The sequence below is a fragment of the Oricola nitratireducens genome (assembly GCF_014904745.1).
GTDB classification, from domain to species: Bacteria; Pseudomonadota; Alphaproteobacteria; order Rhizobiales; family Rhizobiaceae; genus Oricola; species Oricola nitratireducens.
Genome location: NZ_JACZCS010000010.1, coordinates 125,709 through 151,299, shown reverse-complemented (window position 1 = coordinate 151,299; position 25,591 = coordinate 125,709). Strand labels below are relative to the sequence as shown.

Here is a 25,591-nt window from a genome sequence, read left to right as displayed (position 1 = left end):
CGAAGCCTTTTCGCACGCGCCGCGCTTCCGCTGGACGCGACTGGATGCGCGCGTTAGGCATCGAACGCAAGTCGTCGTCTTTGAATTCTGCTGAACAGGGAGGAAGCCTTGACTTCTCTTTTCGTGACCGGTTGCGGCCGGGGCATTGGGGCCGAACTGGTGCGTCAGGCGATCGGGCTCGGCTGGGATGTTGCCGGGTCCGTCCGCGACGGGGAAGCCGCCGATCGGCTGCAGCGGCAATTTCCCGAGCGGTTCAGGGCCTGCGTCTTCGACGTCACCGACACCGAGGCGGTCAGCGCGGCCGCGGCCGCATGTCCCGGCGCCATCGATATCCTGATCAACAATGCGGGCATCATCGGTCCGGACCGTCAGTCCACGCTGGACATGGATTTCGCCGGATTCGCCGAAACCCTCGCCGTAAATACGATCGCGCCTTTGCGGGTCGCCCAGGCATTCCTTCCGCATCTGCGCCGGTCCGCAAATCCCCGCATTCTCACGATCTCGTCGGCGATGGGGCGATTGTCCTACATGAAGTCCGACCGCATCGCCTACCGGGCGTCGAAAGCGGCCGTCAACAAGGTGATGCAGGGCCTGGCGGTCGATCTCGAGGGCGAGGGCATCGCGGTGCGCCTGGTGCATCCCGGCTGGGTGCGCACCGACATGGGCGGATCGCAAGCCGATATTTCGGTGCAGGAAAGCGCGGCCGGTATCCTGCGAATCGTGGAGGCAACGACTCTTGCCGATACCGGAACTTTCGTGGATTACGACGGTTCGACCATTCCCTGGTGACGATATCCATCGCGAGGCTGCCATGACGATTCCGAATATCATTCCCTCGAAAAAGCTGACCGGCACCGTCGACGGTCTGTTCATGGCCTCCGGCGACGAATTCGTCACGCAGCCGGCCGGCGAACTGGTGCTCGCCTATGAGGGCATCCCCGGCGACCTGCACTCCGGCCTGACGCGCAAGTCCGGCAGCCGCGAACCGTGGTATCCGCGTGGCACCGAGATGCGCAACGAGCGGCAGATCACGCTACTTTCGCGCGACGAACTCGCCGAAGCCGCCGCGCAAATGGGTATCGATACCATCGAGCCGGAATGGATCGGCGGCAACATCACGCTTTCCGGCATCCCGATGCTGTCGATGCTGCCGGCGGCGACGCTGCTCTTCTTCGAGGGCGGCGCGACGCTGAAGGTCGATTTCCAGAACGGGCCTTGCAGGATCTCCGGCGCGTCCATCGCCCGCCATGTCGGTCGCCCCGACGATGCCGGTCTCGCGCTGTCCTTCGTGCCGGCCGCCAAGCGCCGCCGCGGCTTGCTGGCCTGGGTGGAAAAGCCCGGAAGCATCGCGATGGGCGCGAAGGTCGAGGCGCGCCTGCCGGAGCAGTGGATCTATCCCTGATCCTCGACCGGGTCGGGCAGGCCTGGTTCGGTTTCCACCCCGTCGAGCAGTCGCGTCGCCTGCCAGCGCGTCAGCACGGAATTGATGTCGTCCATCACGAAATGACGCGCCGCGTCGCGGTCGTAGCCCTCGGCGAGCAACTGGTCGTAATCGGTGTGGACGTGGCGCACATGCGCGACCAGCGACAGCCAGATCGCCACGGAGACGGGCAGGGCGCGCAGGTGACGCTGCGAGGCGAGTTGCTTGATTTCCTCGGCCTCGTTGAACGGAATCATCGGCGCCAGCGCCCTGAGCGCCTTCGCCATCTCCGTCTGTCTTTTGGTCGCCATCGCTTTTTTCGCCCGCGGGTAACTTGCGCTTAATCCGGAAATGACATAAACATATCTTTATATCTTTTGCGGAGAGAGCATGAGCACGTCCGGTTTCCATCTCGATACGATTGTCGACGTCCTGAAGACAATAGCCGAGCCGACCCGGCTGCGTATCCTGAAACTGCTTGCCGACGGCGATCTGACGGTTTCCGAGCTGACCGGCATTCTCGGCCAGTCCCAGCCGCGCGTGTCCCGGCATTTGAAGCTGATGCTCGATTCCCGCCTGATCAAGCGCCAGCAGGAAGGGTCATGGGCGCTGTTCCGCCTCAGCCGCGATGCGGCGAGCGACGTTCTCGTGCAGGAACTCCTGAGCCGCATCGACAGCGGTGACGAAACCATCCGGCGCGATGCCGAACGTCTCACCGAGGTCAAGGCGAAGCGGCGCGACAGGGCATCGTCCTACTTTACCAAGAACGCGGCCAGCTGGGACGAGATTCGCTCGCACCATGTGGCCGACAAGCAGGTCGAGGATGCGCTGGTGGCGCTCGTCGGCGACAAGCCGGTCCGCTACATGCTCGATCTCGGCACCGGCACCGGTCGGCTGCTGGAGGTCTTCTCCGATATTTATCAATACGGCATCGGCATCGATTCCAACCGCGACATGCTGAATGTCGCGCGCGCCAATCTCGATGCCGCCGGCGTGCGCAACGCTGAAGTGCGCCTCGGCGACGTCTACAACCTGCCGATCGTGCGCAACGGCTTCGATCTCGTCACGATCCATCAGGTGCTGCATTATCTCGACGACCCGGCGGCCGCCATCCGCCAGGCGGCGCGCGCGCTGCGTCCCGGCGGGCGGCTGGTGATCGTCGATTTCGCGCCTCACGATCTGGATTTCCTGCGTGACGAGCATGCCCATCAGCGTCTCGGATTTTTCGATGCGGATATCGAGGGCTGGTTCACCGCTGCCGAACTGACGCCCGGACCGTCGAAGGCGCTTGCCGCGGGCAAGGTCGATGGCGGCCCGCTGACGGTGAAAATCTGGGTCGCCAGCGACCCGCGCATCGAAATCGCCGAAGAAGAACAGTCAACCCAGTCGCCCTTGGAGTATGTGGCATGAGGAATTTTGTGAAATCAGTCACAAGCAATCGCGGTTCCGGCCAGGATGTCCGCGTGTCCTTCGAATTCTTTCCGCCGAAGACTCCGCAGATGGAAGCGACGCTGGCCGACACGATCAGCCGGTTGAGCCCGCTCAATCCCGACTTCGTCTCCGTCACCTACGGCGCGGGCGGCTCGACGCGCGACACAACCAGAAAGACGCTCGAGGCGGTCATCGATACCGGCAACACGCCGGCGGCGGCCCACATCACCTGCGTTGATGCGACGCGCGATGAGGTCGATGCCGTCGTGCGCGATTTCGCGTCGATGGGCATCCGCCGTTTCGTCGCCCTGCGCGGCGATCCCGCCGGCGGCGTCGGCTCGCGCTACCAGCCGCATCCCGACGGCTACCAGAATGCGGCGCATCTCGTCGCCGGGCTGAAGGCATTCGGCGATTTCGACATTTCCGTCGCCGCCTATCCGGAGCGGCATCCCGAAAGCCCGGATTTCGCCACCGACATCGACATGCTGAAACGCAAGGTCGACAATGGCGCCACCCGTGCGATCACCCAGTTTTTCTTCGACAACGACATCTATGAGCGTTTCGTGGAGCGCGTGCGCCGGGCCGGAATCTATATCCCGATCGTCCCCGGGATCGCGCCGATCCACAATTTCGGGTCGATCCGCAATTTCGCGTCGAAATGCGGCACCAACATCCCGGACTGGCTGTCTGACCGTTTCGAGGGGCTGGAAAACGATCCGCACACCCATGCTCTGGTCGCCGCGGCTGTCGCCGCCGAACAGGTGTTCGACCTCGTCGACCGTGGCGTCAACGACTTCCATTTCTATACGATGAACCGCCCCGATCTGGTCTTTGCGATCTGCAGGCTGATCGGCATTCGCGGTGACAGTGCCGGCGAGTTGCACGCGGCCTGACCGCAAGCCTTTGAAAACAAGTCCTTGAAAACAAGTTCCTGAAAAATCACACTAAAGCCCGGGCCGTCTGAAAAACGGCCCGGGTTTTTCACATTTTCAGGGGGGCGGCGCTATCGCCGCGACCGGACCCTGCTCAGGGCAGGACTCCGAATACTAGGGCGCCTAGAAATACGAACGCAGCGCAGACCATCATAAGGTTGAAAGACCGTGTCAGTCCCATAGCAAGCCTCCTTGCTGTGAAGTCTTCGAATCTATGCGTCTCATACGAACGTACAAGAAGAATCGATGCTGCATTGCAGAATGAATTGAATCGATTTGAGAGCGCAGCGCGCCAAACGTGCCGCCTGCCTGCGTTTTTTCGTTTGTTAATCCTGTGAAAAAAATTAGTTGCCGGTTCTCTTGCGAGGGGCGGGGCTCCGAAAGATGGCACAAATCAGGCAGCAATCCGGCCCTCCAGCCAATGCGCAACGCGCAATGCCAGCTTGTCGCGGCCGAACCGGCCGACGACCTGCACGCCGAGCGGCATGCCCGCGGCGTCGGCAAGTCCCGGCACGTTGACGCAGGGATTGCCCGTCAGCGTCCATAGCTTGTTGAAGAGAGCGGAACCGGTCTGGCCGAGGTCGCGCGGCGCGGCCCCCGGCGCCGAGGGCGTCAGCAGCACGTCGACGGTGTCGAACAGTCCTGTCGCGGCCTTGCGGGCATGCCGCGCGATGCGGCGCGCCGCGTCATAGTCCGGCGGGGAAATGCCGGCGCCTTCCTCCAGCGCGTTGCGCAGAACCGGGCTCAGCGCATCGCGGTGGCGCGCGAGATCGTCGCCAAGCGAGATCGCAGCCTCGTAATTCTGGATCATGGCGTGGATGTCGCGGCCGCGCGAAAGGTCGGCGGGTTCGTCCAGTTCGGTCACGGTCGCGCCGGCGCGCGCGGCGATCGCGGCGGCATTTTCGACCGCGGCCCGCATCTCGGCGGATGCCTCGTTCCACACGGCGGTGCGATAGAGGCCGATGCGCGGCGCTGTTTCCAGCGGATCTGCGGTGAGGTCGCGCCGCGACAACAGCGCGGCGAACAGCGCCACGTCCTGCGCGCTGGCGGCGAAGAACCCGGTCGTGTCCAACGACCAGGAGAAGGTCTTCATGCCCGTGCTCGGAAACAGCCGGAAACTCGGCTTGAAGCCGGCGATGCCGCAAAACGCGGCCGGGCGGATGACCGAGCCGCCGGTTTGCGTTCCGACGGCCGCCGGGATCATGCCGGCCGCGATCGCCGCCGCCGATCCCGACGAGGAGCCGCCCGGCGTATGCGCCGGATCGTGCGGATTGACGGTTGTCGCCGGTTGCAGGAAGGCGAGTTCCGTCGTTGCCGTCTTGCCGATCACATGCGCGCCGCGCGCCCGCGCCATGGCGACGATCGGCGCGTCCGATGCCGGTCGGTAACCTTCATAGACGGGCGAGCCGTAGCCGGTCGGCATGTCGAACGTGTCGAAAATGTCCTTCACCCCGACCGCGATACCGGCCAGCGGGCCTTGGGTCGTCACCGCGGCATCGTCCGGGCAAAGCGCCGCAAAGGCGTGCAGCGCGCCGTCCTTTTGCGCGATCAGTGCCCGGCTGCGGGCGACGGCCGCCTCCGGCGTGTCGGCTCCGGCAGCGATATCGGCAAGGATCTTCGAAACGGACAGCACCGGCATCCCCCTTTGCGCGGCTTGATGATCTCTGCTCTAACCACAAGTAACGGCCCGGCGAAAGGAATCAGGGAGTTCTTTCCATGGAACGATTTGCCACGGCACGCGATGCGGCCCTGAAACTGCGGCCGGACGTTCCGGTCTACTGCTTCCGTCCGCATGTGCTTCGCGAGGACGCGAAAAAATTCAAGACGTTGTTCCCCGGACGGACCGCCTACGCGGTCAAGACCAATGGCGAGCCGCTGGTGATTCGCACACTTCTCGAAGCCGGGATCGACGCCTTCGACGTTGCGTCGCCCGCCGAGATCGAGACGGTGCGAGCGCTCTCGCCCGACGCGGAACTCCTCTACATGCATCCGGTCAAGGCGCAGTCGGACATCAGGCTCGCACTGGAAAGATTCGGCATCCGCACGCTGGTCGTCGATCACGAGGACGAGATCGCCAAGATCCTGCGCATCGCCCGCGCGCTCGATATTGACCACACCTCGATGACGGTCTTCGTGCGCCTCGCCACCAAGGGGCATGCGGCCTACGAACTGTCGAAGAAATTCGGCGCCGCGCCCGGCCATGCGGTGGAACTGCTGCAGCGCCTGCACGGGATCGGCTTCAAGACCGGCATCTGCTTTCATGTCGGCAGTCAGGTCGAGGAGACCGAAACCTACGAAAAGGCGCTCGCCTCCGCCGACTGGGTACGCAACCGGGCAGGCGTGCCACTCGCCGGTCTCGATGTCGGCGGCGGCTTTCCGGCCGAATACCGCCACGATCCGAAGAGCAACGCGCCCGCGCCGCCGCCGCTGGATTATCTCATGGGCAGGTTGACGGCGGCGATCGACGAATGGGGCTTTTCCGATCTGCCGCTGGTCGCCGAGCCCGGCCGGGTGATCGTCGCGCGCGCCTTTTCGCTGATCGTGCGCGTGCTCCTGCGCAAGGGCAGGCGGCTCTACATCAATGACGGGATCTGGGCCTCCCTGTCGGACTCCTGGACCGGCAAGATCACGCTGCCCGCCCGCTTCATTCCCGATCCCAACATTCGCCGCCGCAACGGCGATCCTTCCAATATCGTGCCGTTCAAGGTCTGCGGCGCGACCTGCGATTCCGTCGATATCCTGACCCGGCCTTTCTACCTTCCGGAAACCGTCGATACCGGCGACTGGATCGAGATCGGCCATATCGGCGCCTATTCGATGGCGTTGAGGACCCGCTTCAACGGCTTCTATCCCGATACCTTCGTCGAGATCGACGAGCCGTTCGACGCCGGAGACGCGCCGGAAAGCTTCGCCAGTCTCGAAACCATGGCGGACTGAATGTGAGTGCGCCGGGCAAGGGCCTCTCGCTGGCCGTTCTGCTGGTTGCGGAATGCTTCGCCATGTCGCTGTGGTTCGTGTCGGCCGCGATCCTTCCGGGCATGCTGGCGGAGAGCGCCATGTCGCCGTTCCGGCAGGCCGCGCTTTCGAGCGGCGTTCAGGCGGGTTTCGTCGCCGGCGCGCTCGTCTCCGCCGTACTCGGTGTCCCCGACCGCTTCGATCCGCGCCGCGTCCTGGGTTCTGCCGCGATCCTTGCCGGCGCGGTCAACCTGACGCTGCTCGTCTCGGTGCCCGGAAGCGGGGCCGCCATCCTGGCGCGATTTCTGACCGGCGCCTTGCTGGCCGGGGTCTACCCGGTCGGGATGAAGATCGCGGTCGGCTGGGGCCAGCGCGACAGGGGGTTCCTCGTCGGCGCGCTCGTCGGCTCGCTGATCCTCGGCTCGGCCTTGCCGCACATATTCGCGCTAACCGGAACCGGCGACTGGCGCTTCACGGTGACGCTTGCATCGGCCGCGGCGGTTGCCGGCGGGCTGATCAGCCAGATCGTGTCGCTCGGTCCCCACCACGCCCAGGCGGTACGTTTCGATCCTCGCGTCGTGTTGACGGCCTGGACCAACCGGCGCGTGCGTCTCGCTTATGCGGGCTATCTCGGTCACATGTGGGAACTCTATTCCATGTGGGCGTGGGTCGCGGTCGCCTCCGCCGTCTCCTATCGCGCCAGCCTCGCCGAAAACGACGCCGTCCGACTCGCCTCGATCACCGCCTTCTGCGCCATCGCGTCCGGCGCAGTCATGAGCGTCCTTGCCGGCAAGAGCGCCGACCGGATCGGCAAGGCGGATGTCGCGCTCTATGCCATGGCGGTGAGCGGTACCTGTGCCGTCCTGACGGCGCTGACCTTCGGCGGGCCGGTCTGGATCACCTTTGCGATCGTCTTGCTCTGGGGCGCCTCGATCAGCCCGGATTCGGCGCAGTTTTCCGCTCTCGTCGCCGACAATGCGCCTCCCGACCAGGCAGGTAGTCTCATGACACTGCAGACCGCGCTCGGTTTTGCGTTGACCTTCGTCACGGTCCAGGTGACGCCGATGTTCGCCGCCTGGTGGGGCTGGCCGGCGGTGCTTGCCGTTCTCGCCCTCGGCCCGGCATTCGGCATCGTTGCCATGATGCGTCTGAAGGCGATGGATTAGGAACTGCCAAAACGCTTCAACTTGTCCCATTGAAGGCAGCCGGTGAAGTCATAGATTTGCGCGTGTCAGATGCAGGATTTCCGCCATGCCGAAACTCGTTCGCTTCGTCTTGATCAACAGCTTGACCGGTATCGCCATTGGCTGGCTGGTTGCGGCCGGCGTGGTGCATTTCAACATAGGCAATCTTGGCGTGCTGATCGAGCACACGCAGCACAAGGTCGCCGCGGTCGCCATGTTGGCCCTGACCTTTGGCATCACCTTCGGGTTCGCCTATCTCGCAACGGCGGTGATGCTGATGCCGACCAACAAGGACGATTTCGACCGCATGTGAAAATTGTGCGAAATCGCGTCTCGCGCCGGCTGTCGGATTTGACTTTTTGATAAAATCCACCGCAACTTCCGTAGAGAAGCATGTCGTATAGGCGCGAGAGAAGTTCGTCGTATGGAGTATAGCCCGGAAAGAGCGGCCAAAGGCGTCGAACAGAGCGACAAGCTTGAAATAATAGACCGTATTTATCAGGTCGCCATCGATCCGGAGCGCTACGAGGACCTGCTCGACATATGGGAAGACCGGCTCGGGCCGGCGCGCGGCCTGAAGGGCATGCCTGGCGAAGACCAGCAACTGTTGATGCGCGATGCCGAGCTGGAAAGCCACATGGCGCGCGCCACCTCGGTACTCGACCATCTCGACCGGCATTCGCCGGACAAGATTCTGGAAAACATCGTCTCCTCGTTCGAGCGGACAGCGGCATTCACCGTATCCGGGGCAGGCGTCGTCAGCGCAGTGAACGTGGCGGCGGAATCGGTCTTCGAGACGTTTCCGGGGCAGCCCTTATCCTCGCTTCCGATCGACTCCGACGATGCTGCCCACCTGAAGCGGGAGGTGGCTCGCGTCTCCGATCCGCAGGCGAGGGGAAGCTCCTTTGCGCGGTTCCGGTTGACGACGACGGGCCGGCCGATCGTGGTGCGCCTGACGCCGATCGAGCAGGAAGTCGGTGACGAAGCCCAGGTCCTGGCGGTCACCAGCGAGATGGCGTGGCCTGACGGGCTTTCGGCCACGGTTCGCGAGGCTTTCGGGCTCACCGAGGCCGAGGTCGAGGTGCTGCGCGCCCTTGTCGAAGGCGCCGGCATCGCCGAGATCGCGGCCATGCGCGGCCGGTCGCGCGAAACCGTCAAGAGCCAGATCCGCTCGATCCTCGCCAAGACCGAGACGCGCGCGCAGGCTGAGCTGGTGCGTGTCACGCTTGGCCTGATGGATGTCGTTGCTGTCACCGAGCGCAAGGCATCGTTGAAGACACTGCGCGGCGGTGCCCCGCTTCGCCACCGGCCGTTTCGCTCGATGCAGCGCCCCGACGGGCGGAGGGCCGATCATATCGTCATAGGCGATGAGGCCGGCCGGCCGGTGCTTTATTTCCCGCAGGATTACGGGCTGATCCGTTGGCCTGCGTCCGCCGAGGAAGCGGCAGAGCGGCGCGGCCTCAAGGTCATCGTGCCCATAAGGCCCGGCTTTGGACACTCCAGCCAGGTCCGTGACCGCGCGCACCTCGTCACGGCGGTCGTGTCTGATATCGTCGCATTGCTCGATCACTATGGCATAGAGCGCTGCCCGGTAATCGCGCTCTCCAATGACTCCTTCTTCGCCTATCATCTCGTCCGGATGCATCCGGGCCGGCTGGCGGCGATCATAAACTGCAGTGCCGGCCTGCCGCTTTTCAAGCGCGCTCAGTACGAACGGATGCATAAATGGCACCGCTTCATCATGGCCAATGCCCGATATGCGCCGGCCATGCTGCCTTTCATGGTCAAGGCGGGTTTTTCGCTGGCTCGCCGTATCGGCAAGCGCGGCTTCGTGCACGCGGTCTATGGCGCATCGCCCGCCGACGTCCAGACATTCGAGGATCCGGAGGTCATGGAAGCCATGGTGCACGGTTCCGAAGTCTGTCTTTCCGACTGGCATTCCGCGCATGATTCCTTTGCCAACGAGACGATCATCCAGCAGTCCGACTGGCGGGATATCGTCCGTGCCTGCGATGTCCCGATCCACATATGGCAGGGCCACCAGGATCCGCAGATGCCGATGGAGACGATCGGCGAGATGCGGATCGAGTTTCCGAACATCGTCTTCCACGAGGATTCGAACGCCGGTCAACTCATCTTTTTCAAGGACTGGCCGCGGATTCTCGATTTGGCGGAAACCTTCCTCGACTGAGTCCCGTACACGAAACGATGTCCATCACCCCGTTGGGTGATGCCGGGCTGTTTGTTCTCGTCCTATTTTCGGCAGGGGCACTCGGAGACATCTTATGCTTGGCGGTATGACGCTCGCCTGTGCCTTTATTTCCGCCGCTTTCTATATGGTGGCGACATTTGTGATGAAATACTGGGGCGGTCAGTCCCTGTTGCTGGTTCTGCCAGCCTGCGGCGGCGCATTGTTGCTCGCCGCGGTGTTTGAAATCGAGGCGATGAAGACCGCCGAAATGGCGCGGACTTTCATCATCATCCTCGCGCTGGAATTCGTTCTGACGCTGGTCTGCGCGATATTCCTGCTCGAAGAGCGGTACGGAGTGCGCGATCTTTTCGCGGTCTTCCTCGTATTCGCCGGAATTGCGCTTCTGTCCGTCCGCGACGGGCGGAGCGCTACATCGAGTGCCGCCCGCGCTATGGTGAATGCGCCGGCCGGGAAGGTGCTTGCCGAGGCGCGGCTCAATGCCCCATGCCGCGCCTCGGCATCAAAGGGCGTTAAGAAGGCGTGACGTCGGCCAGCCGTCGGCGGGCAGGCCGAGCCGTTTCTGCTCGCTGCGCACCGCGTCGCGCGTGCCCGCGCCGAGAATGCCGTCGATCTTGCCGACATCGTAGCCCTTTGCGGCCAGCTTCTTCTGCAGCGCCTTCGTCTGCGGCTGGTCGAGGCCGGGCTCCGGATTGCCCGGATCGAAGATCGGCGCGCCGCCGAGCCGCGTGGCGAAATAGGCCGCCGTCGTGACATAGGTCAGCGACTGGTTCCATTCGAGGAAGACGCGGAAATTCGGATAGGCGAGGAAGGCGGGGCCCTTGCGTCCCATCGGCAAGAGCAGGTGGACGCCGTCGCTGGCCGGCAGCGAGCCGTTGCGGGCCCGCACGCCGCGCTTCTGCCATTCCGAAGCCGGCAGTTCCCTGTGAATGCCGGAATCGTACCAGTCCATTTCGGCCGGCACGCTCACCTCGATCAGCCACGGTTCGTTCGCCCGCCAGCCGAGCGACTGCAGGAAATTGGCCGCCGTCATGATCGCGTCGGGGGCGGACGTCTTTAGCGAGATTCGCCCGTCGCCGTCGCCGTCGCGGCCCTTCGTCAGATAGTCCTCCGGCAGCACCTGCACCTGTCCGATCTCGCCCGCCCAGGCGCCGGTGATGTCGCGCGGCACGACGCCGAGATCGATCAGCCGGGCGAGCGCCAGCAATTGCGGCCGGAAGAGTTCGGGTCGGCGGCAGTCATGCGCCAGCGTCGTGATCGCGTTCAGCGTGTTGAAATCGCCCTGGTAGCCGCCGAAATCGGTCTCCAGCCCCCAGAAGGCGGTAATCACCTCCGGCGCCACGCCGTATTCGGCCTTCGCGCGCTTGAAGGTGGCGGCATATGTCTTCAGTTTCGAGCGGCCAATATCCATGCGGTTCTGCGAGATCAGCCGCCGGGCGAAGGTCACGAAATCGAGCGTGAAGACGCCCTGCGCGCGGTCGCGCCTCAGCACGCTCGGGTCGATCTGTCCCGAGGCGAGCGCCTGCAAGCCTTTCTCGCCGATGCCGGCCGCGCGCGCTTCCGCGACCATGCCCTTGCGCCATGCCGAAAAATCGCCGCCGCACGGCGCATTTGCCTGCACCGCTGCGGGCAGGGCGGTTGCGCCAAGCGCGACGATGGCCATGGCGATGCGGGCATGGGTCTTCATGGTCTGAATGCTCCTCCGGCGAATTGGGGAAAGATGGCGGTCAGACCCGGTTGGCGGAAATCCATTCCTGCCAGTCGGATTTGCTGCCCGCGAAGACGTTGATGTCGGTGTCGCCGGGAACGCCGGGAACGACGCCGGTCCCGGTATATTGCCAGAACACCCAGTTGCGGCCGGGATAGGCGACCCGCGGATGCGCCTTGACGGTGCGCAGCCAGAAAGTCTCGCCCCTGAAATGGCCGGCGATGTTGTCCTCGTAGAAATCCGGGGTCGTGTAGATCACCGGACGGGTGCCGTAGTGGCGCTCCAGCGTATCGAGGAATATTTTCATCTCCGAGCGCACCTTTTCGGGCGACGGACGGTCCTTGCAGGTCGGCGAAGCCGGGTTCCACTCCATGTCGAGCGCCGGCGGCAGCGCGCCCGCCTCGCGCGGGACGTTGCGGATGAACCAGCGCGCCTGCTCGATCGCCGGGCGGCAGAAATAGTAGAAATGATAGGCGCCGCGATGCATGCCGGCGGCTTTCGCGCTGCGCCAGTAGTCCTGGAACCGGTCGTCGACGCGGTCGCCGCCCTCGGTGGCCTTGACATAGGCGAAGGTCACGCCGGAGCGTCTTGCCGCCTTCCAGTCGATGGGGCCCTGGTATTTGGACACGTCGATACCGTGCACGGAATAGCCATGCGGCGCGCCGCCCTCGAACCTGTCGACCGGGTCGCTGTCGGCAAACCGCGGAGCGGCCAGCGGCAGCACCGATTCCGTAAAGTCGTAGGAGACATTTGTGCAGCCCGCGACGGCGACCGCGCAAAGGAGGATAAATATTCGAAAGACGTGCGAAAGCACTGATTCGTCCCCTTGTTGCCCCACGAATACCTAACGCGAATATGTTTTAACGCGATGTTATCGGCGTGACAAATCGTGATCAATTGTGACGCTTCGATGGCTGGTTCCTGCGACATTTCGCATGCCGGCGGGCGAAACGGTTGACGCCGGCTCCGCCGCGCGCCTAGCTCGCAACCTGACGTGGAAGACAGGGAGGAGCGTCATGCGTGCGTTGAAGGTGCTTCTGGTGCTTGTTGTGGCTGCGGTGATCGGCCTTGCCGTATGGCTCTATGTCGCGCCGCCGGACCTGATCCGGGTCGGGTCGGGATATTCCGCGAAGATCGTCTGCTCCAACGCCTTCCTGACGGCTCGCGATCCGCGGGAAGTGCTCCGGGTCGATGTCCAGGCGCCGGGACACTGGCTGCTGCGCTACATGAATGTCTCCGTCGACCGCGCGACCGGCGTTGTGCGCGCCGGCCTGTTCGGCCTGTTCGGCAAGGGCGTCGCGGTCTATCGCGAGGGCCTCGGCTGCGCGACCGTGCCCGATGGCGACATCGATGCCGTCCGTGCCCAGCCGACGCCGAAGCCGGAAGAAGTCGTCGCGCCGGGTGAGGGGCTCTGGCCCGCCGGAGAAGACGTCGTGCCGGTCACCAACGAGGAACTCGATGCCGCGCTGAACGATCCGGCGCTGGCCGGTCCCGGCATGCGGGCGATCGTTGTCGTCAGGGACGGCAGGATCGTCGCCGAACGCTATGGTGACGGATTCGATGCCGGAACCCGGCTTCTCGGCTGGTCGATGACCAAGTCCGTGACCTCCGCCATCATTGGAAGGCGGATCCGCGAAGGCGCTCTTGAGCGCGACCGCACGAAGCTTCTCCCCGAATGGACCGACAAGCGCGCGGACATCGCGCTCGCCGACATGCTCGGCATGGCGAGCGACCTCGTCTGGAACGAGGGATACGGCTCCGTCTCCGACGTCACGCGCATGCTCTATCTCGAGCCCGACATGGCGTCCTTCGCCGCCTCCAACCCGCTCGCGGACCCGACGGGGGAGAGCATCGGCAAGGTTTTCAACTACTCCTCCGGTACGACGGTCATGCTCTCGCGTGTCTGGGAGAACACTTTCGCCGATCCCGCCGAGGCGCTGGCATATCCCCGCAAGGCCCTGTTCGGTCCGCTCGGCATGCATTCGGCGGTGCTGGAAGCCGATGCGCGCGACACCTTCGTCGGCTCGTCCTACATGTACGCGACCGCGCATGACTGGGCGCGGTTCGGCCATTTCCTGGCCCAGCGCGGCGTGTGGGAAGGCCGTTCGCTGTTGCCGGTCGGTTACGTCGACTGGATGGCCGAACCCCATCCCGCCTCGCACGGCGTCTATGGCCGCGGCCATGTCTGGCTGAGCCCGCCGAATACCGACATGCCGGGCCCGAAAGCCGAATTGCCGGCCGACGCCTTCTTCATGGAAGGCCATGACGGCCAGTCGGTGTCGATCGTTCCGTCGGAAAACCTGGTCGTCGTCCGCCTCGGCCTGACCCCGTCGCGGGAAGGCTACAAGGTCGAAAACCTCGTGCAGGCGGTGATTGCGGCGCTCGACGAATAGCGGTCAGTCGGCGCGCAGGCCGGTTTCCTCCAGCATGCCGCGCCGCTTGGCCTCGTAGTAATAGCCCGAGGAATAGAGCCGGACGGCGCGGTCCTCGCTGCCGTCAGCGAGAAGCCACGCGCCGCGCAGATATTTGACGCCGTATTTGAGGTTCGTCTCGGCGTCGTACAGGCCGGTCGCCGAGCCCGAATAGCCCATCGTGCGCGCCGTTTCCGGCTTGATCTGCATCAGTCCGTAATGGCCGCCATTCTTTGCCTGCGGATTATAGGTGCTCTCGCGCTTGACCACCCGGTGCACCAGGTTTTCGGGCACGTCGTATTCGTCTGAATAGCGCGAGATCAGCGCGTCCATCGGGTCCTGCGCCTCGGCGGCAGCCGTGTCCGCCGGTGCTTCCTGCACCGGCCCAAAGGCCGTGGTATCGCTCCCGCCGCTGGTCGTGCAGCCGGAAACGCCCGCAAGGGCGAAGGCGCCGAAAAGGGCGGAAACAGTTCGAATGCTGCGCATGACCGCTCGTGCCAATGATTGTCTGTCATCCGGCGGTTATACCGGCTTTCGGGCTTTTCTCGGGCAAAAACGGCGGAATTGGGCAGTGCTCGGACAGGGCCCCGGATAATTATTCGGTCGCGCGTTACGCGCCGTGGGGCCCGATCAATCGTCCCGCAGATAGCGTCCTGTGACACTGCGCTTGCACCCGGCCAGTTTCCGGGGAGGTCCCCCGAACAAGACCTCTCCGCCCTTGCTGCCACCTTCCGGCCCCATGTCGATGATCCAGTCCGCCTGCCGGATGATATCCAGATTGTGTTCGATCACGACGACCGTGTTGTGATTGTCGACGAGCTTCTGGATGATTTTCGCGAACCGCGCGATGTCGGCCATGTGTAATCCGGTCGTCGGTTCGTCGAGCACATAAAGCGCACCTTTCTTGTGCAACTCGGACGCCAGCTTGATCCGCTGCGCTTCGCCGCCCGACAGCGTCGACAGCGGCTGGCCAATTTTCAGATAGCCCAGCCCGACATCCTCAAGAAGCCGCAGCCGGTTCAGGACCTGATCGTTTTCGAAATAGTCGAGCGCCGCTGTCACGCTCATCTCCAGGATCTCGAAGATATTCTTGCCGCGCATCGACAGGGCAAGCACCTCGTCGCGGTATTTCTGGCCGTCGCATTCATCGCACGTAATCGACACGTCATCGAGAAAGCTCATCTCGACCTTGACGAATCCGTTGCCCTTGCACTTCGGACAGGCACCCTTCGAATTGTAGCTGAATAGCGCCGGATCGCTGCCCGTCGCCTTGGCCAGATCCCTGCGGATATGATCGAACATGCCCGTGTAAGTCGCCGGTGTGGATCGAATGCTGCGCGCCACCGGCGATTGATCGATCACGATCGCTTCGGGGTGCGCTTTAACGAAGACCTCGTTGATCAGGCTGCTTTTGCCGCTGCCGGCGACTCCGGTGACACAGGTCAGCACACCTTTCGGAATGTCCACGCTGACATCCTTGAGGTTATTGGCCTTGGCATTGCGGATTTCGTAGTGCCCTGTGGCCGTGCGGTGTCGCTGCGACAAGGTCGGATGATGCGCCAGATATGCGCCGGTCACGCTGCCCGATGCTTTAATTCCTTCCGGCGGGCCGGCATAGACGAGGGTGCCGCCGTTGACACCGGCCTCGGGCCCGATATCGATGATCCATTCGGCCCTGCGGATGATGTCGGGATCGTGTTCCACCACCAGCACGCTGTTGCCGCGACCTTTCAGGTCGAATAGCAAGGTGATCAGGCGCGAGATGTCATGCGGGTGCAGCCCGACGGAAGGCTCATCCATGATATAAAGCAAATCAACCAGATCACATTGTAGCTGGCGCGCCATCTTGACCCGCTGGGATTCGCCGCCCGACAGGGTGCCGACTTCGCGGTTCAGGGTCAGGTAACCGACGCCAATGTCGATCAAATGGGTCAGGGTCTCGCACATCTTGTTGGTGATCGGACGAGCCAAATCGGCACTGATGCCCTTGAGGAATGATATCAACTCGGTCAGTTCCATTGCGCCAAGCTGGTCGATCGACTTGGCCCCGACAAGCACCGACCGCGCACGCTCGTTCAGTCGCGAGCCGCCGCAGGCGGCGCAGTCCGACATGGTGAAATATTTGTCATACGCGGCTTGCCTGTCCTTGCTCAGATTTGCATCGGATTTGCCAAGGTAGACACGCTCCAGTTTCCGGATGATGCCTTCGAAGCTCTTGGCATAGGTTCCCGCACCATGCTTCTTTTCCACCGGGATGCTTTTGACATACAGCAGCCGCTGCAAATCGGCCTCGGAGAAGTCCCTCAGGGGCAAGTCATTGTCGAATAAGTCGAACGTCATCATCTCGCGCCAGTTCCAGCCACCGACCTTGTAATCCGGATGGCCGATCGCGCCCTCGCGCAGGGACTTGTCCATGTCGATCAGGCGTTCCGCATCAATAGCAATTCGCCGCCCCAGGCCGCGGCATGCTGGGCACATGCCTTCCGGATGGTTGAAGCCGAAAAAGTGTGACGGGCCAATCTGCGGCTCGCCAACACGGGAATAAAGCAGACGCATATAGGTGGAAACTTCGGTGGCCGTGCCCACCGTGCTGCGCATGTTGGCGCCCATCTTTTTCTGGTCGATGACGATCGCTGTAGCGATGTTCTCGATCTCGTCGATATCGGGCCGCGACAGTTTCGGCAGGCGCCGTCGTGCGAATGCACTGAACGTTTCGATCAGTTGCCGCTGCGCCTCGGTGTAGACTGTGTCGAAGACCAGCGATGATTTGCCTGAACCCGACACGCCGGTGAAGACGACAACCTTGTGCTTCGGGATATCGACATCGATGTTCTTTAGGTTGTGAACCCGGGCTCCTTTGACACGAATTTGCTTTTTCACATCGCCGCTCTGGGATGCTGGATGGCGCGCGTTTTCCGGCATTCGGGCAGTATCCTCTGGTGTTCAAATGAAAGTTTGTTCCCTATTTGTACTGCGCTTTTAACCTGAGGGTCTTGATGCATGTCAAGATTTTGGGGATCCGGGCGCACGGTCGGCGGAACAGCGCCGGCGGATGGAACCTCACGCCGGCCCGAGTTCGGCATTGCTTGCGCGCACCGCGTCATGGTCCTTCGCCAGTTCGGTGCGCACCAGCGCGGCGACAAGGCGCGGAAAATCCTCCTGTGCGACGAGGGACGCAAGCCCGTTCGCCGTGTCGGGCAGGCCGAGTTTCGATGCGGCGGCAAGCGCTTTCCGGTCGGCAAAGGGATAGAGTTCCTTCCACGCGGCCTGAACCTCGCGAAAGAAGATGTCCGCGCCAACGTCGCCGATGCCTTTGAACGCCATGAGCAATCGCCGTTCTTGCTGCGGTTCCCGGCCGGCCTTTTCGCGCAAATTGCGCAGGTCGCCGCCATACTCGTCGATGAGCAATTGCACCGTGTCGCCGAGCATGCGCGCGGTGCTTTCGTCGTAGCGCGCGTAACCCGATCGGTTGAGCACGCTCACCCGCTCTTCCCATGTGCTCCCGGCCATCTTCCGCGCCGTGGTCCAGCCGGCGCCGGATAGCGCCCGCGCAGCCTTCAGCGCGATCGGTGACGAGATGCGCGCGCTCATCAGCAGCGACGCGCACAGCCAGCGGAACAGGACCGGCGGCGTGTTTGCGGCGAGGTCGATCCCGAGTTCGCCGGCATAGGTCGTCCCGTGCCGGTCGAGCAGGGCGGCGGCGAGGGCATTGACGTTTGTTTTGCCGGGCGCATTCATGTGCAGGACACTCGCGGTATGCCTTCTGGAGGGCCACATCAGCAGTCGGGATTTGCTTAGCGATTTTCTCGCTCTTTCGCCGCGCGCACCACAGCCTTCTCTACGTATTCCTCCAAGGGTGGATAGAGATCGTACATCGCCCCATCGAGATCGTCGAATTCGGCTTCCAGCGCTCCCTCGACATATTCCTCCGCGCTTTCTGGCCGCACACGCGACTGGCTTCGCCAACGCTGGATCGCCTCGCGCAGGATTTCTGCATGGTCGATTGCTCCCATCGCAGCGATAGCGTCGGCCGTCTCTTCCCACGGGAGGTACGTTTTATTGAGGAAGTACTGGAGATGACCGCCATTGTAGACTTCGGAGAAATAGAAGAACGCCAGATACGGACTGCGATCGCGCGGTTCGACTTCTTCGAGCGGCACCAAATAGATCCTGTCGAGAAAGGCGTTCCATTCTTGAGCCGATTCCATTCGAGTTGGCGAGAAACTCGCGAGAACCGCAAAAAACAGCCGAATTAACATGTCGGCCTCCGCGTATAAGTCACATATGCAACCTATACGGGATATGAAGAGAAAATGCAATCTCTCTTGTTTTGAGGTCTACTCCGCCTGATATCCCCCCGGCGTCGGCGTGGTGACGATCACCGCTTCGCCCGCCTTCACGCTGGTCTGGTCGCAATGTTTCAGCTTTTCCAGCGTTCCGTCGAGGCGGCGGATCTCGGTCTTGCCGCATTCGCCGTCGCCGCCGCCGTCGAGCCCCTTCGGCGGGATCGTGCGATGGCCCGACAGGATCGCGCATTCCATGTCTTCCATGAAGCGCAGCATCCGCCGCGTCCCGTCGCCGCCATCAAACTTGCCCTTGCCGCCGGAGCCTTGCCGGATCGAGAATTCCTCGACCACGATCGGATAGCGCATTTCGAGGATTTCCGGATCTGTCATGCGCGTGTTCGTCATGTGGGTGTGGACCCCGGACGCGCCGGCAAAGCCGCGGCCCGAGTTCATCCGGCCGGCCGGAGAGCCGGAGCAGATCGTCTCGTAATTCTGGTAGCGGGCATTGCCGTAGGTGAGGTTGTTCATCGTGCCCTGCGCATGCGCCAGCGCGTCGAGCGCGTAGAGCAGGCAGTTGGTCACGTGCTGGCTCGTCTCGGTGTTGCCGGCGACGACGGCGGCCGGGTAGCTCGGTTTCAGCATGCAGCCGTCCGGGATGACGATGTTGATCGGGCGCAGGCACCCGGCATTCATCGGGATATTCGCCTCGACCATCAGCCGGAACACATACAGCACCGCGGCGCGCGCCACCGGCTCGGGCGCGTTGAAATTGTTCTTTTCCATCGCCGAGGTGCCGGTGAAATCGACCGTCGCCTCGCGCCTTGTCTTGTCGACGGTGATCTTCACTTTGATCGTCTGGCCGTTGTCGGTCGGATAGTCGGCCGCGCAGTCCGACAGCGCGTCGATGACGCGGCGCACGCTTTCCTCGGCATTGTCCTGCACATGCTCCATATAGGCCTGCACGACGGGCAGGGTGAAATGGGCGACCATCTTGCGCAATTCCGCGACGCCCTTTTCGTTGGCGGCGATCTGGGCGCGCATGTCGGCAAGGTTTTGGCTCGGATTGCGCGCCGGCCAGGGATGGTCGGTCAGAAGCTCGATGAACGCCTTGTCGCGCAGGCGTCCGTTCTCGACCAGCTTGAAATTGTCGATCAGCACGCCTTCCTCGTCGACATGGGTGGCGCGCGGCGTCGCCGATCCCGGCGCCATGCCGCCGATATCGGCGTGGTGGCCGCGCGAGGCGACGAAGAACAGGATCTCCTTGCCCGCCTCATCGAAGACCGGCGTCACCACGGTGATATCGGGCAGATGCGTGCCGCCATTGTAGGGCGCGTTCAGCGCATAGACGTCGCCGGGCTTCATGGTCGGGTTCTGGCGGATGATCGATTCCACCGAGCGGTCCATCGATCCCAGATGCACCGGCATGTGCGGCGCGTTGGCGACCAGCGCGCCGGTATGGTCGAAGACCGCGCAGGAGAAGTCGAGCCTCTCCTTGATGTTCACCGAAGAGGCGGTGTTCTGCAGCGTCACGCCCATCTGTTCGGCGATCGACATGAACAGATTGTTGAACACCTCCAGCATCACCGGGTCGGCTTCGGTGCCGATCGGCGCGACCCGCGCCTTGGCGACGTGGCGCGTCATCAGGATCTGGTTGTGGCCGCTAACCTCGGCCTGCCAGCCGGGTTCGACGACGATCGTCTGGTTGTCCTCGACGATGATCGCCGGGCCGCGCACGCGGTCGCCCGGAACCAGGGGAGAGGGCGCCGATTTCGTGCGCAGATAGAGCCCGGCGTCCTGGTGTTCCCCGCCGGTGAAGATGCGCTGGGTGGTCTCGGCATCGCGGTCGCGCCGGTCGGGCCCGGTGTCGCTGCCGCTCTCGAAATGCTCGGGAATTCTCTCCGACGCCTCGACGCCGACGGCTTCCACGATCAGCTTGCGCGACGGGTCGGTGAAGCCGAACTGCGCCATATGCGCGGCCTCGAAATCCTTCGCCGCCCGGTCGAGGTCCTTGCCGTCATAGCGGATCTCGATCGTCGTGTCGGTGCCGTCATAGCGCAGATGCAGCACCGGCTGCGTGGCGATCCCGTCCGCCGCAATGCCCTGTCCGGTCAGCTCGTCGACGGCCTCGGCCTCGAGATCGGCGATCAACCCGTCAATCGCCTCGCGGCTGTCCTCCCCGAGCGCTTCCACCAGCGCGTGCTGGCGCGAGGCATAGGTCTTCGACAGGCCGATGCCATAGGCCGACAGCAGCCCGGAATAGGGATGAATCAGCACCGCCTTCATGCCGAGCGCATCGGCGACGAGGCAGGCATGCTGGCCGCCGGCGCCGCCGAAGCAGTTGAGCGCATAGCCGGTCACGTCGTAGCCGCGCTGTACGGAAATCTTCTTGATCGCGTTGGCCATGTTTTCGACCGCGATGGTGATGAAGCCCTCGGCGACTTCCTCCGGCGTGCGCCCGTCGCCGACCCGGTCGGCCAGCTCGCGGAATTTTTCGCGCACGATCTCGGCGTCCAGCGGCTCGTCCTGGTTGGGGCCGAAAATCGCCGGGAAATGCACCGGGTCGAGCTTGCCGGTCATCACGTTGGCGTCGGTCACCGTCAGCGGGCCGCCGCGCCGGTAGGCGGCGGGGCCGGGATTGGCGCCGGCCGAATCCGGCCCGACCTGGAAGCGCCCGGCGTCGTAGTGCAGGACCGAGCCACCGCCGGCGGCGACCGTGTGGATGCGCATCATCGGCGCGCGGATGCGCACGCCCGCGACCTCCGTGTCGAAGGCGCGCTCGTAAGAACCGGCATAATGCGCGACGTCGGTCGACGTGCCGCCCATGTCGAAGCCGATCACGTCGGAAAAGCCCTCGGCCTTTGCGGTCTCCACCATGCCGACGACGCCGCCCGCCGGACCGGACAGGATCGCGTCCTTGCCCTGGAACAAATCGGCCGCCGTCAGTCCGCCCGACGACATCATGAATTGCAGCCGCGTGCCGCCCGGCGCGTCCGAGACGCCCAGTTCGCTGGCGACCTGGTCGACATAGCGGCGCAGGATCGGCGACAGATAGGCGTCGACCACCGTCGTGTCGCCGCGCCCGACCAGCTTGGCGAGCGGCGAAACCTTGTGGCTCACCGAGATCTGGGTGAAGCCGATCATCCCGGCCATTTCCTCGGCCGCCAGCTCGTGTTCGGGCCACGCCCAGGCATGCATGAAGGCGATCGCGACGGCCCGGATGCCCTTGTCATAGGCCTCGCGTATGTCGGTCTCGACGGCGGCGAGGTCGACCGGGACCTCCACCGTGCCGTCGGCGAGCACCCGCTCGGGCACCTCGATCACCCGCTCGTAAAGCTGCTCGGGCAGGATGATTTCCTTGGCGAAGATGTCCGGCCGCGCCTGGTAGGCGATGCGCAGCGCGTCGCGGAACCCCCTGGTGATCAGCAGCAGCGTGCGGTCGCCCTTGCGCTCCAGCAGCGCGTTGGTGGCGACCGTCGTGCCCATCCGCACCGTGCCGATCCTGACCGTCGGCACCGGCTGGCCCTTCGGCACGCCGAGCAGGTCGCGGATGCCCTGAACGGCGGCGTCGCGATAGGCCTCCGGGTTTTCCGACAGCAGCTTGTAGGGATGGATCTTGCCCGCCGGGTCAACGCCCAGAACGTCGGTGAAGGTGCCGCCGCGGTCGATCCAGAAATCCCATCTGTCGGTCATGAAAAACTCCTCGGTGTGAGCCGGTTTTGTGACGGAGAAATCGGGCAGGGGCAACCCTCGGCGCTCGCCGGACCGCACCTGTCATCACCCGGAGGGCAGGTCCTCTTCGTAACCGGCGGGCAGGTGGCGCGTGAAGCCGCGCGCAACGAGATAATCGAATGCGTCCTTCACATCGGCGGGCAGGGGCTGTTCGCTCTGGTAGCCGAGCGTCGGATAGGTCTTGATCCTCCACACGTCGCCGACCATCTCGCAGATCAGGTCTTCCATCGAATGATGCGGCGTCGGCTGGTCGATAAATCCGTGCAGCGGCGCGGTGACGATCGCCTCGACCTTTCGCCACTGCCGCTCGGCCGTCGCGAGAACGCGGCGCTGCGTTTGCGGTTTCGTCACGAGGATCACGGTCCGGGCGAAAGGAAGAGACGCGGACGAAAAACGCAAGTTCTCACCGATATTTGTCGCCCGTTCCTCAAGCAGGATCGCGCCCCGCGGAACGGCGCGCTCCAGCGCCCGGTCCCGGAATGCCGCCGCCTCGCTCCCGGCATAGAGACCGGCGGTCCAGTTTCCCGCCGCGCCGGTGAACAGGATTACGGGCGCAAAGCCGGATTCGTAAAGGTCGGCGCACCAGTCCGCGACGCGCAGGTCGTAGCTGCCCAGGCCGACGATTGCATCGGCCTGGCGCGGCGGTTCGTAGATGCAGTGATAGTCCCACAACACTTCCGCCGCGCGGAGATCCTCGGCATTCGCTTCGGGAGGTGCGCTCATGGCGTTCTCACGAGATCCGCGCCCGCCTGCCGAACCAGACGGTCGCCGCGACGGCGACGGCAAAAAGGATCGTGCGCGCGGTCACCGCTTCGCCGAGCAGCACCGCCGAAAGCGCCACCGTCACGAAGATCTGCAGCAATTGCACCTGGCCGACGCGCGCGATCCCGCCGATCGCCAGCCCGGCATTCCAGGCGAAAAAGCCGAGAAACATCGAAAACAGCGCGTGATAGCCGAGCGCCACTGCCGAGATCGGGGCGGGATGAAGATAACGGTCTTGCCAGAGAAAGGCTGTCAGCACGAAGTTGATCGGCGCGGTCGCGACGAGAACCCAGCAGATCGCTTCCCATCCCGGCATCCGGCCGGACAGCCGGCCCATGATCACATAGCCGACCGCCGCCGAAAGGGCCGCGGCAAACAGCCAGAAATCGCCTGTCGCGACGCCGAACCGGCCGCCATCGTCGCGCCCGGTCACGAACCAGATCACCAGCGCCGCGCCGGCGACCGACCACGCCCAGAACGCCTTTCCCGGACGTTCGCCGGTGATCAGCGCGGAAAAGACGGCCGTCGCCAGCGGCAGGATGCCCAGCACGACGCCGCCATGGCTCGCACTCACGCTCTGCATCGCCAGCGACGAGAAGGCGGGAAAACCGAATGTGACCATCAGGCCCGCGCCGAAGACGCTCGCATAGTCGCTCCGCGCCAGTCGCCGGCCGCGCACAGCGAGCACGACCGCCGCGAGAATCGCCGCCACGGAGGCCCGCGAACTGGCGATGAACAGCGGATCGAACGATGCGAGCGCCAGCACGGTCGCGGGCAGCGTGCCGCCGAAAATGACGACGCCGACAAAGCCGAGCGCGTAGCCGAGCGGAATATTGCGGTTCGAAGGAGACATTTTGCGCTAGAATGGGGGGAATTTGGAAAGCAGGCGCCGACGTTGCACGGCAACGGCTCCCTGCGCAACCGCTCTTACAAATCGAAATCCGATCCATTATGGAAAGTCCATGTCGATCTGGGTCCGCATATCCGATTTCGTTACCGCGAAGGCGACCACCGCGTTCTCGGGCGTCGTCGAGACCGTGCGCACGGTCTTTGCCGGCGATCCGGCGACGCGCCGGCGCGTTGCTTTCTCGATCGCCATGATCGCCCTTTCGGCCAAGATGGCGAAGGCCGACGGGATCGTCACCAATGACGAGGTCGACGCGTTCCGGGAGATATTCGAGATTCCCGCCGATGACGCCAGGCGCGTCGCCAGCCTCTACAACCTGGCGAAACAGGATGTCGCTGGTTACCGCGCCTACGCGCATCAGGTCGCCGGGTTGTGCGGCACCGGCGCGCCCGATTGCCCGCTGCTGATCGATGTCCTGGACGGGCTGTTTCACATCGCCAAGGCCGACGGCGTGATCCACCGCAAGGAGCTCGATTTCCTGACCGATGTCGCCGGGATATTCGGGATATCTGGCAACGAGTTCGAGCGCGTCACCGCGCGCCATGTCGACAGGGGACATCGCGATCCCTGGCGCATCCTCGGGCTCGAGCGCGGCGTCTCCCACGCCGATGCGCGCCGCCGCTACCTGCAGCTCGTGCGCGAGAACCATCCCGACCAGTTGATGGCCCGCGGCCTGCCGGAGGAATTCGTCAAGATCGCCAACGACCGCATCGCCGCGATCAACGACGCCTGGGAGGTGATCGAGCCGGGGCTCAAGGCGGCTCCGGGTGAAATGGAAACCGGTTCGCCGTCCGCAACCGCGCCGAAACAGGGCTCGAAGCGCGGATGAGCGACGTGAGTTTCGCGCCCGATCACGACGGCGCCGAAATCCGCGTCTCGCCGAATTTCGGCGAACGGCGCGACGGCAAGCCGGCCGATATCCTGCTGCTGCACTATACCGGCATGGAAAGCGGGCCCGCCGCCGAGGACTGGCTCTGCGCCCCGCAAAGCGAGGTTTCCTGCCACTATATCGTCCATGAGGATGGCCGCATCGTACAGATGGTGCCGGAAGCGATGCGTGCCTGGCATGCCGGTCGCAGCCGGTGGAAGGGCGAGACCGACATCAATTCGCGCTCGATCGGCATCGAGATCGTCAATGGCGGCCACGAATTCGGCCTGCCGCCCTTTCCGGATCGCCAGATCGAGGCCGTGATCGCGCTGTCGCGCGGCATCGTCGCGCGCCATGCGATCGTGCCGGAACGCGTACTTGCCCATTCCGATGTCGCGCCGGGGCGCAAGCGCGATCCGGGAGAACTGTTCCCCTGGGCCGGACTGGCCGCCGAAGGCGTCGGCCACTGGGTCGATCCGGAACCGCTCGGCGGCGGGCGCTTCTTCTCGCTCGGCGACCGGGGCCAGCCGGTCGAGGCGCTGCAATCCATGCTCGCGCTCTACGGCTACGGTCTCCAGGTCACCGGCGAGTTCGATGCGGCGACGGCTGCCGGCATTGCCGCTTTCCAGCGCCATTTCCGTCCGGCGCGCGTCGACGGCGTCGCCGACGCCTCGTCGATTGCGACACTTCACAGGCTGCTTTCGACACTGCCCGCATACGCCTGAAGACATTGCAAATAACAGAAATGTTGCACCTGCTCACAAAGAGTGATGCGGATTGCCGGACCCC

At 64.0% G+C, this 25,591-nt stretch carries 23 protein-coding genes; 12 read left to right on the top strand and 11 right to left on the bottom strand.

What is annotated here, in order from left to right; all coding sequences use genetic code 11:
- The first annotated feature begins 108 nt into the window (after positions 1-108).
- The gene (locus IG169_RS07225) at positions 109-789 is read left to right on the top strand and encodes an SDR family oxidoreductase (RefSeq protein WP_193175504.1); all 681 of its coding nucleotides are present in this window, start codon (positions 109-111) and stop codon (positions 787-789) included.
- Between the two features lie 22 nt (positions 790-811).
- The gene (locus IG169_RS07220) at positions 812-1,402 is read left to right on the top strand and encodes an MOSC domain-containing protein (protein WP_193175503.1); all 591 of its coding nucleotides are present in this window, start codon (positions 812-814) and stop codon (positions 1,400-1,402) included.
- On the opposite strand, the gene IG169_RS07215 is transcribed toward IG169_RS07220, so the two are convergent.
- The gene (locus IG169_RS07215) at positions 1,393-1,731 is read right to left on the bottom strand and encodes a DUF2293 domain-containing protein (RefSeq protein ID WP_193175502.1); all 339 of its coding nucleotides are present in this window, start codon (positions 1,729-1,731) and stop codon (positions 1,393-1,395) included. The genes IG169_RS07220 and IG169_RS07215 overlap by 10 nt on opposite strands.
- Before the next feature lie 79 nt (positions 1,732-1,810).
- Between IG169_RS07215 and IG169_RS07210 the strand changes: the two genes are divergently transcribed.
- Together IG169_RS07210 and metF are read left to right on the top strand one after the other, a co-directional pair.
- Positions 1,811-2,830: an ArsR/SmtB family transcription factor gene (locus IG169_RS07210; RefSeq protein ID WP_193175501.1), complete on the top strand. Its 1,020-nt coding sequence runs from the start codon at positions 1,811-1,813 to the stop codon at positions 2,828-2,830.
- Positions 2,827-3,744, top strand: coding sequence for a methylenetetrahydrofolate reductase [NAD(P)H] (gene metF, locus IG169_RS07205; RefSeq protein ID WP_193175500.1), 918 nt, complete (start codon positions 2,827-2,829; stop codon positions 3,742-3,744). The genes IG169_RS07210 and metF overlap by 4 nt, the downstream gene beginning before the upstream one ends.
- A gap of 433 nt (positions 3,745-4,177) precedes the next feature.
- Here the strand turns inward: metF and IG169_RS07200 are convergent, their stop codons facing one another.
- A complete protein-coding gene (locus IG169_RS07200; RefSeq protein ID WP_193175499.1) occupies positions 4,178-5,422 on the bottom strand; it encodes an amidase in 1,245 nt (414 codons plus the stop codon).
- 77 nt (positions 5,423-5,499) lie between these two features.
- On the opposite strand from IG169_RS07200, the gene IG169_RS07195 reads away from it, so the two are divergent.
- From IG169_RS07195 to IG169_RS07175, 5 genes are all read left to right on the top strand, one after another.
- A complete protein-coding gene (locus tag IG169_RS07195) occupies positions 5,500-6,720 on the top strand; it encodes an alanine racemase (RefSeq protein ID WP_193175498.1) in 1,221 nt (406 codons plus the stop codon).
- A gap of 2 nt (positions 6,721-6,722) precedes the next feature.
- Positions 6,723-7,904 carry an MFS transporter gene (locus tag IG169_RS07190; protein WP_210325904.1) on the top strand — a complete coding sequence of 394 codons (1,182 nt, stop codon included), beginning with the start codon at positions 6,723-6,725 and terminating at the stop codon, positions 7,902-7,904.
- 85 nt (positions 7,905-7,989) lie between these two features.
- Positions 7,990-8,235 carry a hypothetical protein gene (locus tag IG169_RS07185; protein WP_193175497.1) on the top strand — a complete coding sequence of 82 codons (246 nt, stop codon included), beginning with the start codon at positions 7,990-7,992 and terminating at the stop codon, positions 8,233-8,235.
- Between the two features lie 111 nt (positions 8,236-8,346).
- The gene (locus tag IG169_RS07180; protein ID WP_193175496.1) at positions 8,347-10,113 is read left to right on the top strand and encodes a bifunctional helix-turn-helix transcriptional regulator/alpha/beta hydrolase; all 1,767 of its coding nucleotides are present in this window, start codon (positions 8,347-8,349) and stop codon (positions 10,111-10,113) included.
- A gap of 94 nt (positions 10,114-10,207) precedes the next feature.
- Positions 10,208-10,657, top strand: a complete 450-nt coding sequence (locus IG169_RS07175) for a DMT family transporter (protein ID WP_193175495.1) — start codon at positions 10,208-10,210, stop codon at positions 10,655-10,657.
- Here the strand turns inward: IG169_RS07175 and IG169_RS07170 are convergent.
- Positions 10,634-11,818 carry a lytic murein transglycosylase gene (locus IG169_RS07170; protein ID WP_193175494.1) on the bottom strand — a complete coding sequence of 395 codons (1,185 nt, stop codon included), beginning with the start codon at positions 11,816-11,818 and terminating at the stop codon, positions 10,634-10,636. The genes IG169_RS07175 and IG169_RS07170 overlap by 24 nt on opposite strands.
- Before the next feature lie 40 nt (positions 11,819-11,858).
- A complete protein-coding gene (locus tag IG169_RS07165; protein ID WP_193175493.1) occupies positions 11,859-12,653 on the bottom strand; it encodes a GH25 family lysozyme in 795 nt (264 codons plus the stop codon).
- 202 nt (positions 12,654-12,855) lie between these two features.
- Here IG169_RS07165 and IG169_RS07160 point away from each other — a divergent pair, with 202 nt between their 5' ends.
- On the top strand, positions 12,856-14,232 hold the full coding sequence (locus IG169_RS07160; protein ID WP_246717199.1) for a serine hydrolase domain-containing protein: 1,377 nt from the start codon (positions 12,856-12,858) through the stop codon (positions 14,230-14,232).
- Positions 14,233-14,235: 3 nt separating this feature from the next.
- On the opposite strand, the gene IG169_RS07155 is transcribed toward IG169_RS07160, so the two are convergent.
- The 7 genes from IG169_RS07155 to IG169_RS07125 form a co-directional block, all read right to left on the bottom strand.
- The gene (locus tag IG169_RS07155) at positions 14,236-14,736 is read right to left on the bottom strand and encodes a lytic transglycosylase domain-containing protein (protein WP_193175491.1); all 501 of its coding nucleotides are present in this window, start codon (positions 14,734-14,736) and stop codon (positions 14,236-14,238) included.
- Between the two features lie 144 nt (positions 14,737-14,880).
- The gene (locus tag IG169_RS07150; RefSeq protein WP_193175490.1) at positions 14,881-17,172 is read right to left on the bottom strand and encodes an ATP-binding cassette domain-containing protein; all 2,292 of its coding nucleotides are present in this window, start codon (positions 17,170-17,172) and stop codon (positions 14,881-14,883) included.
- 138 nt (positions 17,173-17,310) lie between these two features.
- On the bottom strand, positions 17,311-17,988 hold the full coding sequence (locus tag IG169_RS07145; protein WP_193175489.1) for a hypothetical protein: 678 nt from the start codon (positions 17,986-17,988) through the stop codon (positions 17,311-17,313).
- Between the two features lie 56 nt (positions 17,989-18,044).
- On the bottom strand, positions 18,045-18,509 hold the full coding sequence (locus IG169_RS07140; protein ID WP_193175488.1) for a DMP19 family protein: 465 nt from the start codon (positions 18,507-18,509) through the stop codon (positions 18,045-18,047).
- Positions 18,510-18,587: 78 nt separating this feature from the next.
- Positions 18,588-22,226 (bottom strand): hydantoinase B/oxoprolinase family protein, encoded by a 3,639-nt coding sequence (locus tag IG169_RS07135; protein WP_193175487.1) that lies wholly within the window; start codon positions 22,224-22,226, stop codon positions 18,588-18,590.
- An 84-nt stretch (positions 22,227-22,310) separates the two neighbouring features.
- Positions 22,311-22,988, bottom strand: coding sequence for a YdcF family protein (locus IG169_RS07130; protein WP_193175486.1), 678 nt, complete (start codon positions 22,986-22,988; stop codon positions 22,311-22,313).
- Positions 22,989-22,995: 7 nt separating this feature from the next.
- Positions 22,996-23,880 (bottom strand): DMT family transporter, encoded by an 885-nt coding sequence (locus IG169_RS07125; protein WP_193175485.1) that lies wholly within the window; start codon positions 23,878-23,880, stop codon positions 22,996-22,998.
- A gap of 109 nt (positions 23,881-23,989) precedes the next feature.
- Between IG169_RS07125 and IG169_RS07120 the strand changes: the two genes are divergently transcribed.
- Together IG169_RS07120 and IG169_RS07115 are read left to right on the top strand one after the other, a co-directional pair.
- Positions 23,990-24,763, top strand: coding sequence for a J domain-containing protein (locus tag IG169_RS07120; protein WP_193175484.1), 774 nt, complete (start codon positions 23,990-23,992; stop codon positions 24,761-24,763).
- Positions 24,760-25,527: an N-acetylmuramoyl-L-alanine amidase gene (locus tag IG169_RS07115; protein WP_193175483.1), complete on the top strand. Its 768-nt coding sequence runs from the start codon at positions 24,760-24,762 to the stop codon at positions 25,525-25,527. The genes IG169_RS07120 and IG169_RS07115 overlap by 4 nt, the downstream gene beginning before the upstream one ends.
- The last annotated feature ends 64 nt before the right edge of the window (positions 25,528-25,591 follow it).

Bases quoted from the DNA above. Each gene is read 5' to 3' on its own strand.
- metF (WP_193175500.1), top strand. From the start codon at position 2,827: ATGAGGAATTTTGTGAAATCAGTCACAAGCAATCGCGGTTCCGGCCAG.
- IG169_RS07220 (WP_193175503.1), top strand. From the start codon at position 812: ATGACGATTCCGAATATCATTCCCTCGAAAAAGCTGACCGGCACCGTC.
- IG169_RS07200 (WP_193175499.1), bottom strand. From the start codon at position 5,422: ATGCCGGTGCTGTCCGTTTCGAAGATCCTTGCCGATATCGCTGCCGGA.
- IG169_RS07170 (WP_193175494.1), bottom strand. From the start codon at position 11,818: ATGAAGACCCATGCCCGCATCGCCATGGCCATCGTCGCGCTTGGCGCA.
- IG169_RS07175 (WP_193175495.1), top strand. From the start codon at position 10,208: ATGCTTGGCGGTATGACGCTCGCCTGTGCCTTTATTTCCGCCGCTTTC.
- IG169_RS07150 (WP_193175490.1), bottom strand. From the start codon at position 17,172: ATGCCGGAAAACGCGCGCCATCCAGCATCCCAGAGCGGCGATGTGAAA.
- IG169_RS07155 (WP_193175491.1), bottom strand. From the start codon at position 14,736: ATGCGCAGCATTCGAACTGTTTCCGCCCTTTTCGGCGCCTTCGCCCTT.
- IG169_RS07180 (WP_193175496.1), top strand. From the start codon at position 8,347: ATGGAGTATAGCCCGGAAAGAGCGGCCAAAGGCGTCGAACAGAGCGAC.
- IG169_RS07135 (WP_193175487.1), bottom strand. From the start codon at position 22,226: ATGACCGACAGATGGGATTTCTGGATCGACCGCGGCGGCACCTTCACC.
- IG169_RS07115 (WP_193175483.1), top strand. From the start codon at position 24,760: ATGAGCGACGTGAGTTTCGCGCCCGATCACGACGGCGCCGAAATCCGC.
- IG169_RS07125 (WP_193175485.1), bottom strand. From the start codon at position 23,880: ATGTCTCCTTCGAACCGCAATATTCCGCTCGGCTACGCGCTCGGCTTT.
- IG169_RS07130 (WP_193175486.1), bottom strand. From the start codon at position 22,988: ATGAGCGCACCTCCCGAAGCGAATGCCGAGGATCTCCGCGCGGCGGAA.
- IG169_RS07210 (WP_193175501.1), top strand. From the start codon at position 1,811: ATGAGCACGTCCGGTTTCCATCTCGATACGATTGTCGACGTCCTGAAG.
- IG169_RS07160 (WP_246717199.1), top strand. From the start codon at position 12,856: ATGCGTGCGTTGAAGGTGCTTCTGGTGCTTGTTGTGGCTGCGGTGATC.
- IG169_RS07140 (WP_193175488.1), bottom strand. From the start codon at position 18,509: ATGTTAATTCGGCTGTTTTTTGCGGTTCTCGCGAGTTTCTCGCCAACT.
- IG169_RS07145 (WP_193175489.1), bottom strand. From the start codon at position 17,988: ATGAATGCGCCCGGCAAAACAAACGTCAATGCCCTCGCCGCCGCCCTG.
- IG169_RS07195 (WP_193175498.1), top strand. From the start codon at position 5,500: ATGGAACGATTTGCCACGGCACGCGATGCGGCCCTGAAACTGCGGCCG.
- IG169_RS07185 (WP_193175497.1), top strand. From the start codon at position 7,990: ATGCCGAAACTCGTTCGCTTCGTCTTGATCAACAGCTTGACCGGTATC.
- IG169_RS07120 (WP_193175484.1), top strand. From the start codon at position 23,990: ATGTCGATCTGGGTCCGCATATCCGATTTCGTTACCGCGAAGGCGACC.
- IG169_RS07215 (WP_193175502.1), bottom strand. From the start codon at position 1,731: ATGGCGACCAAAAGACAGACGGAGATGGCGAAGGCGCTCAGGGCGCTG.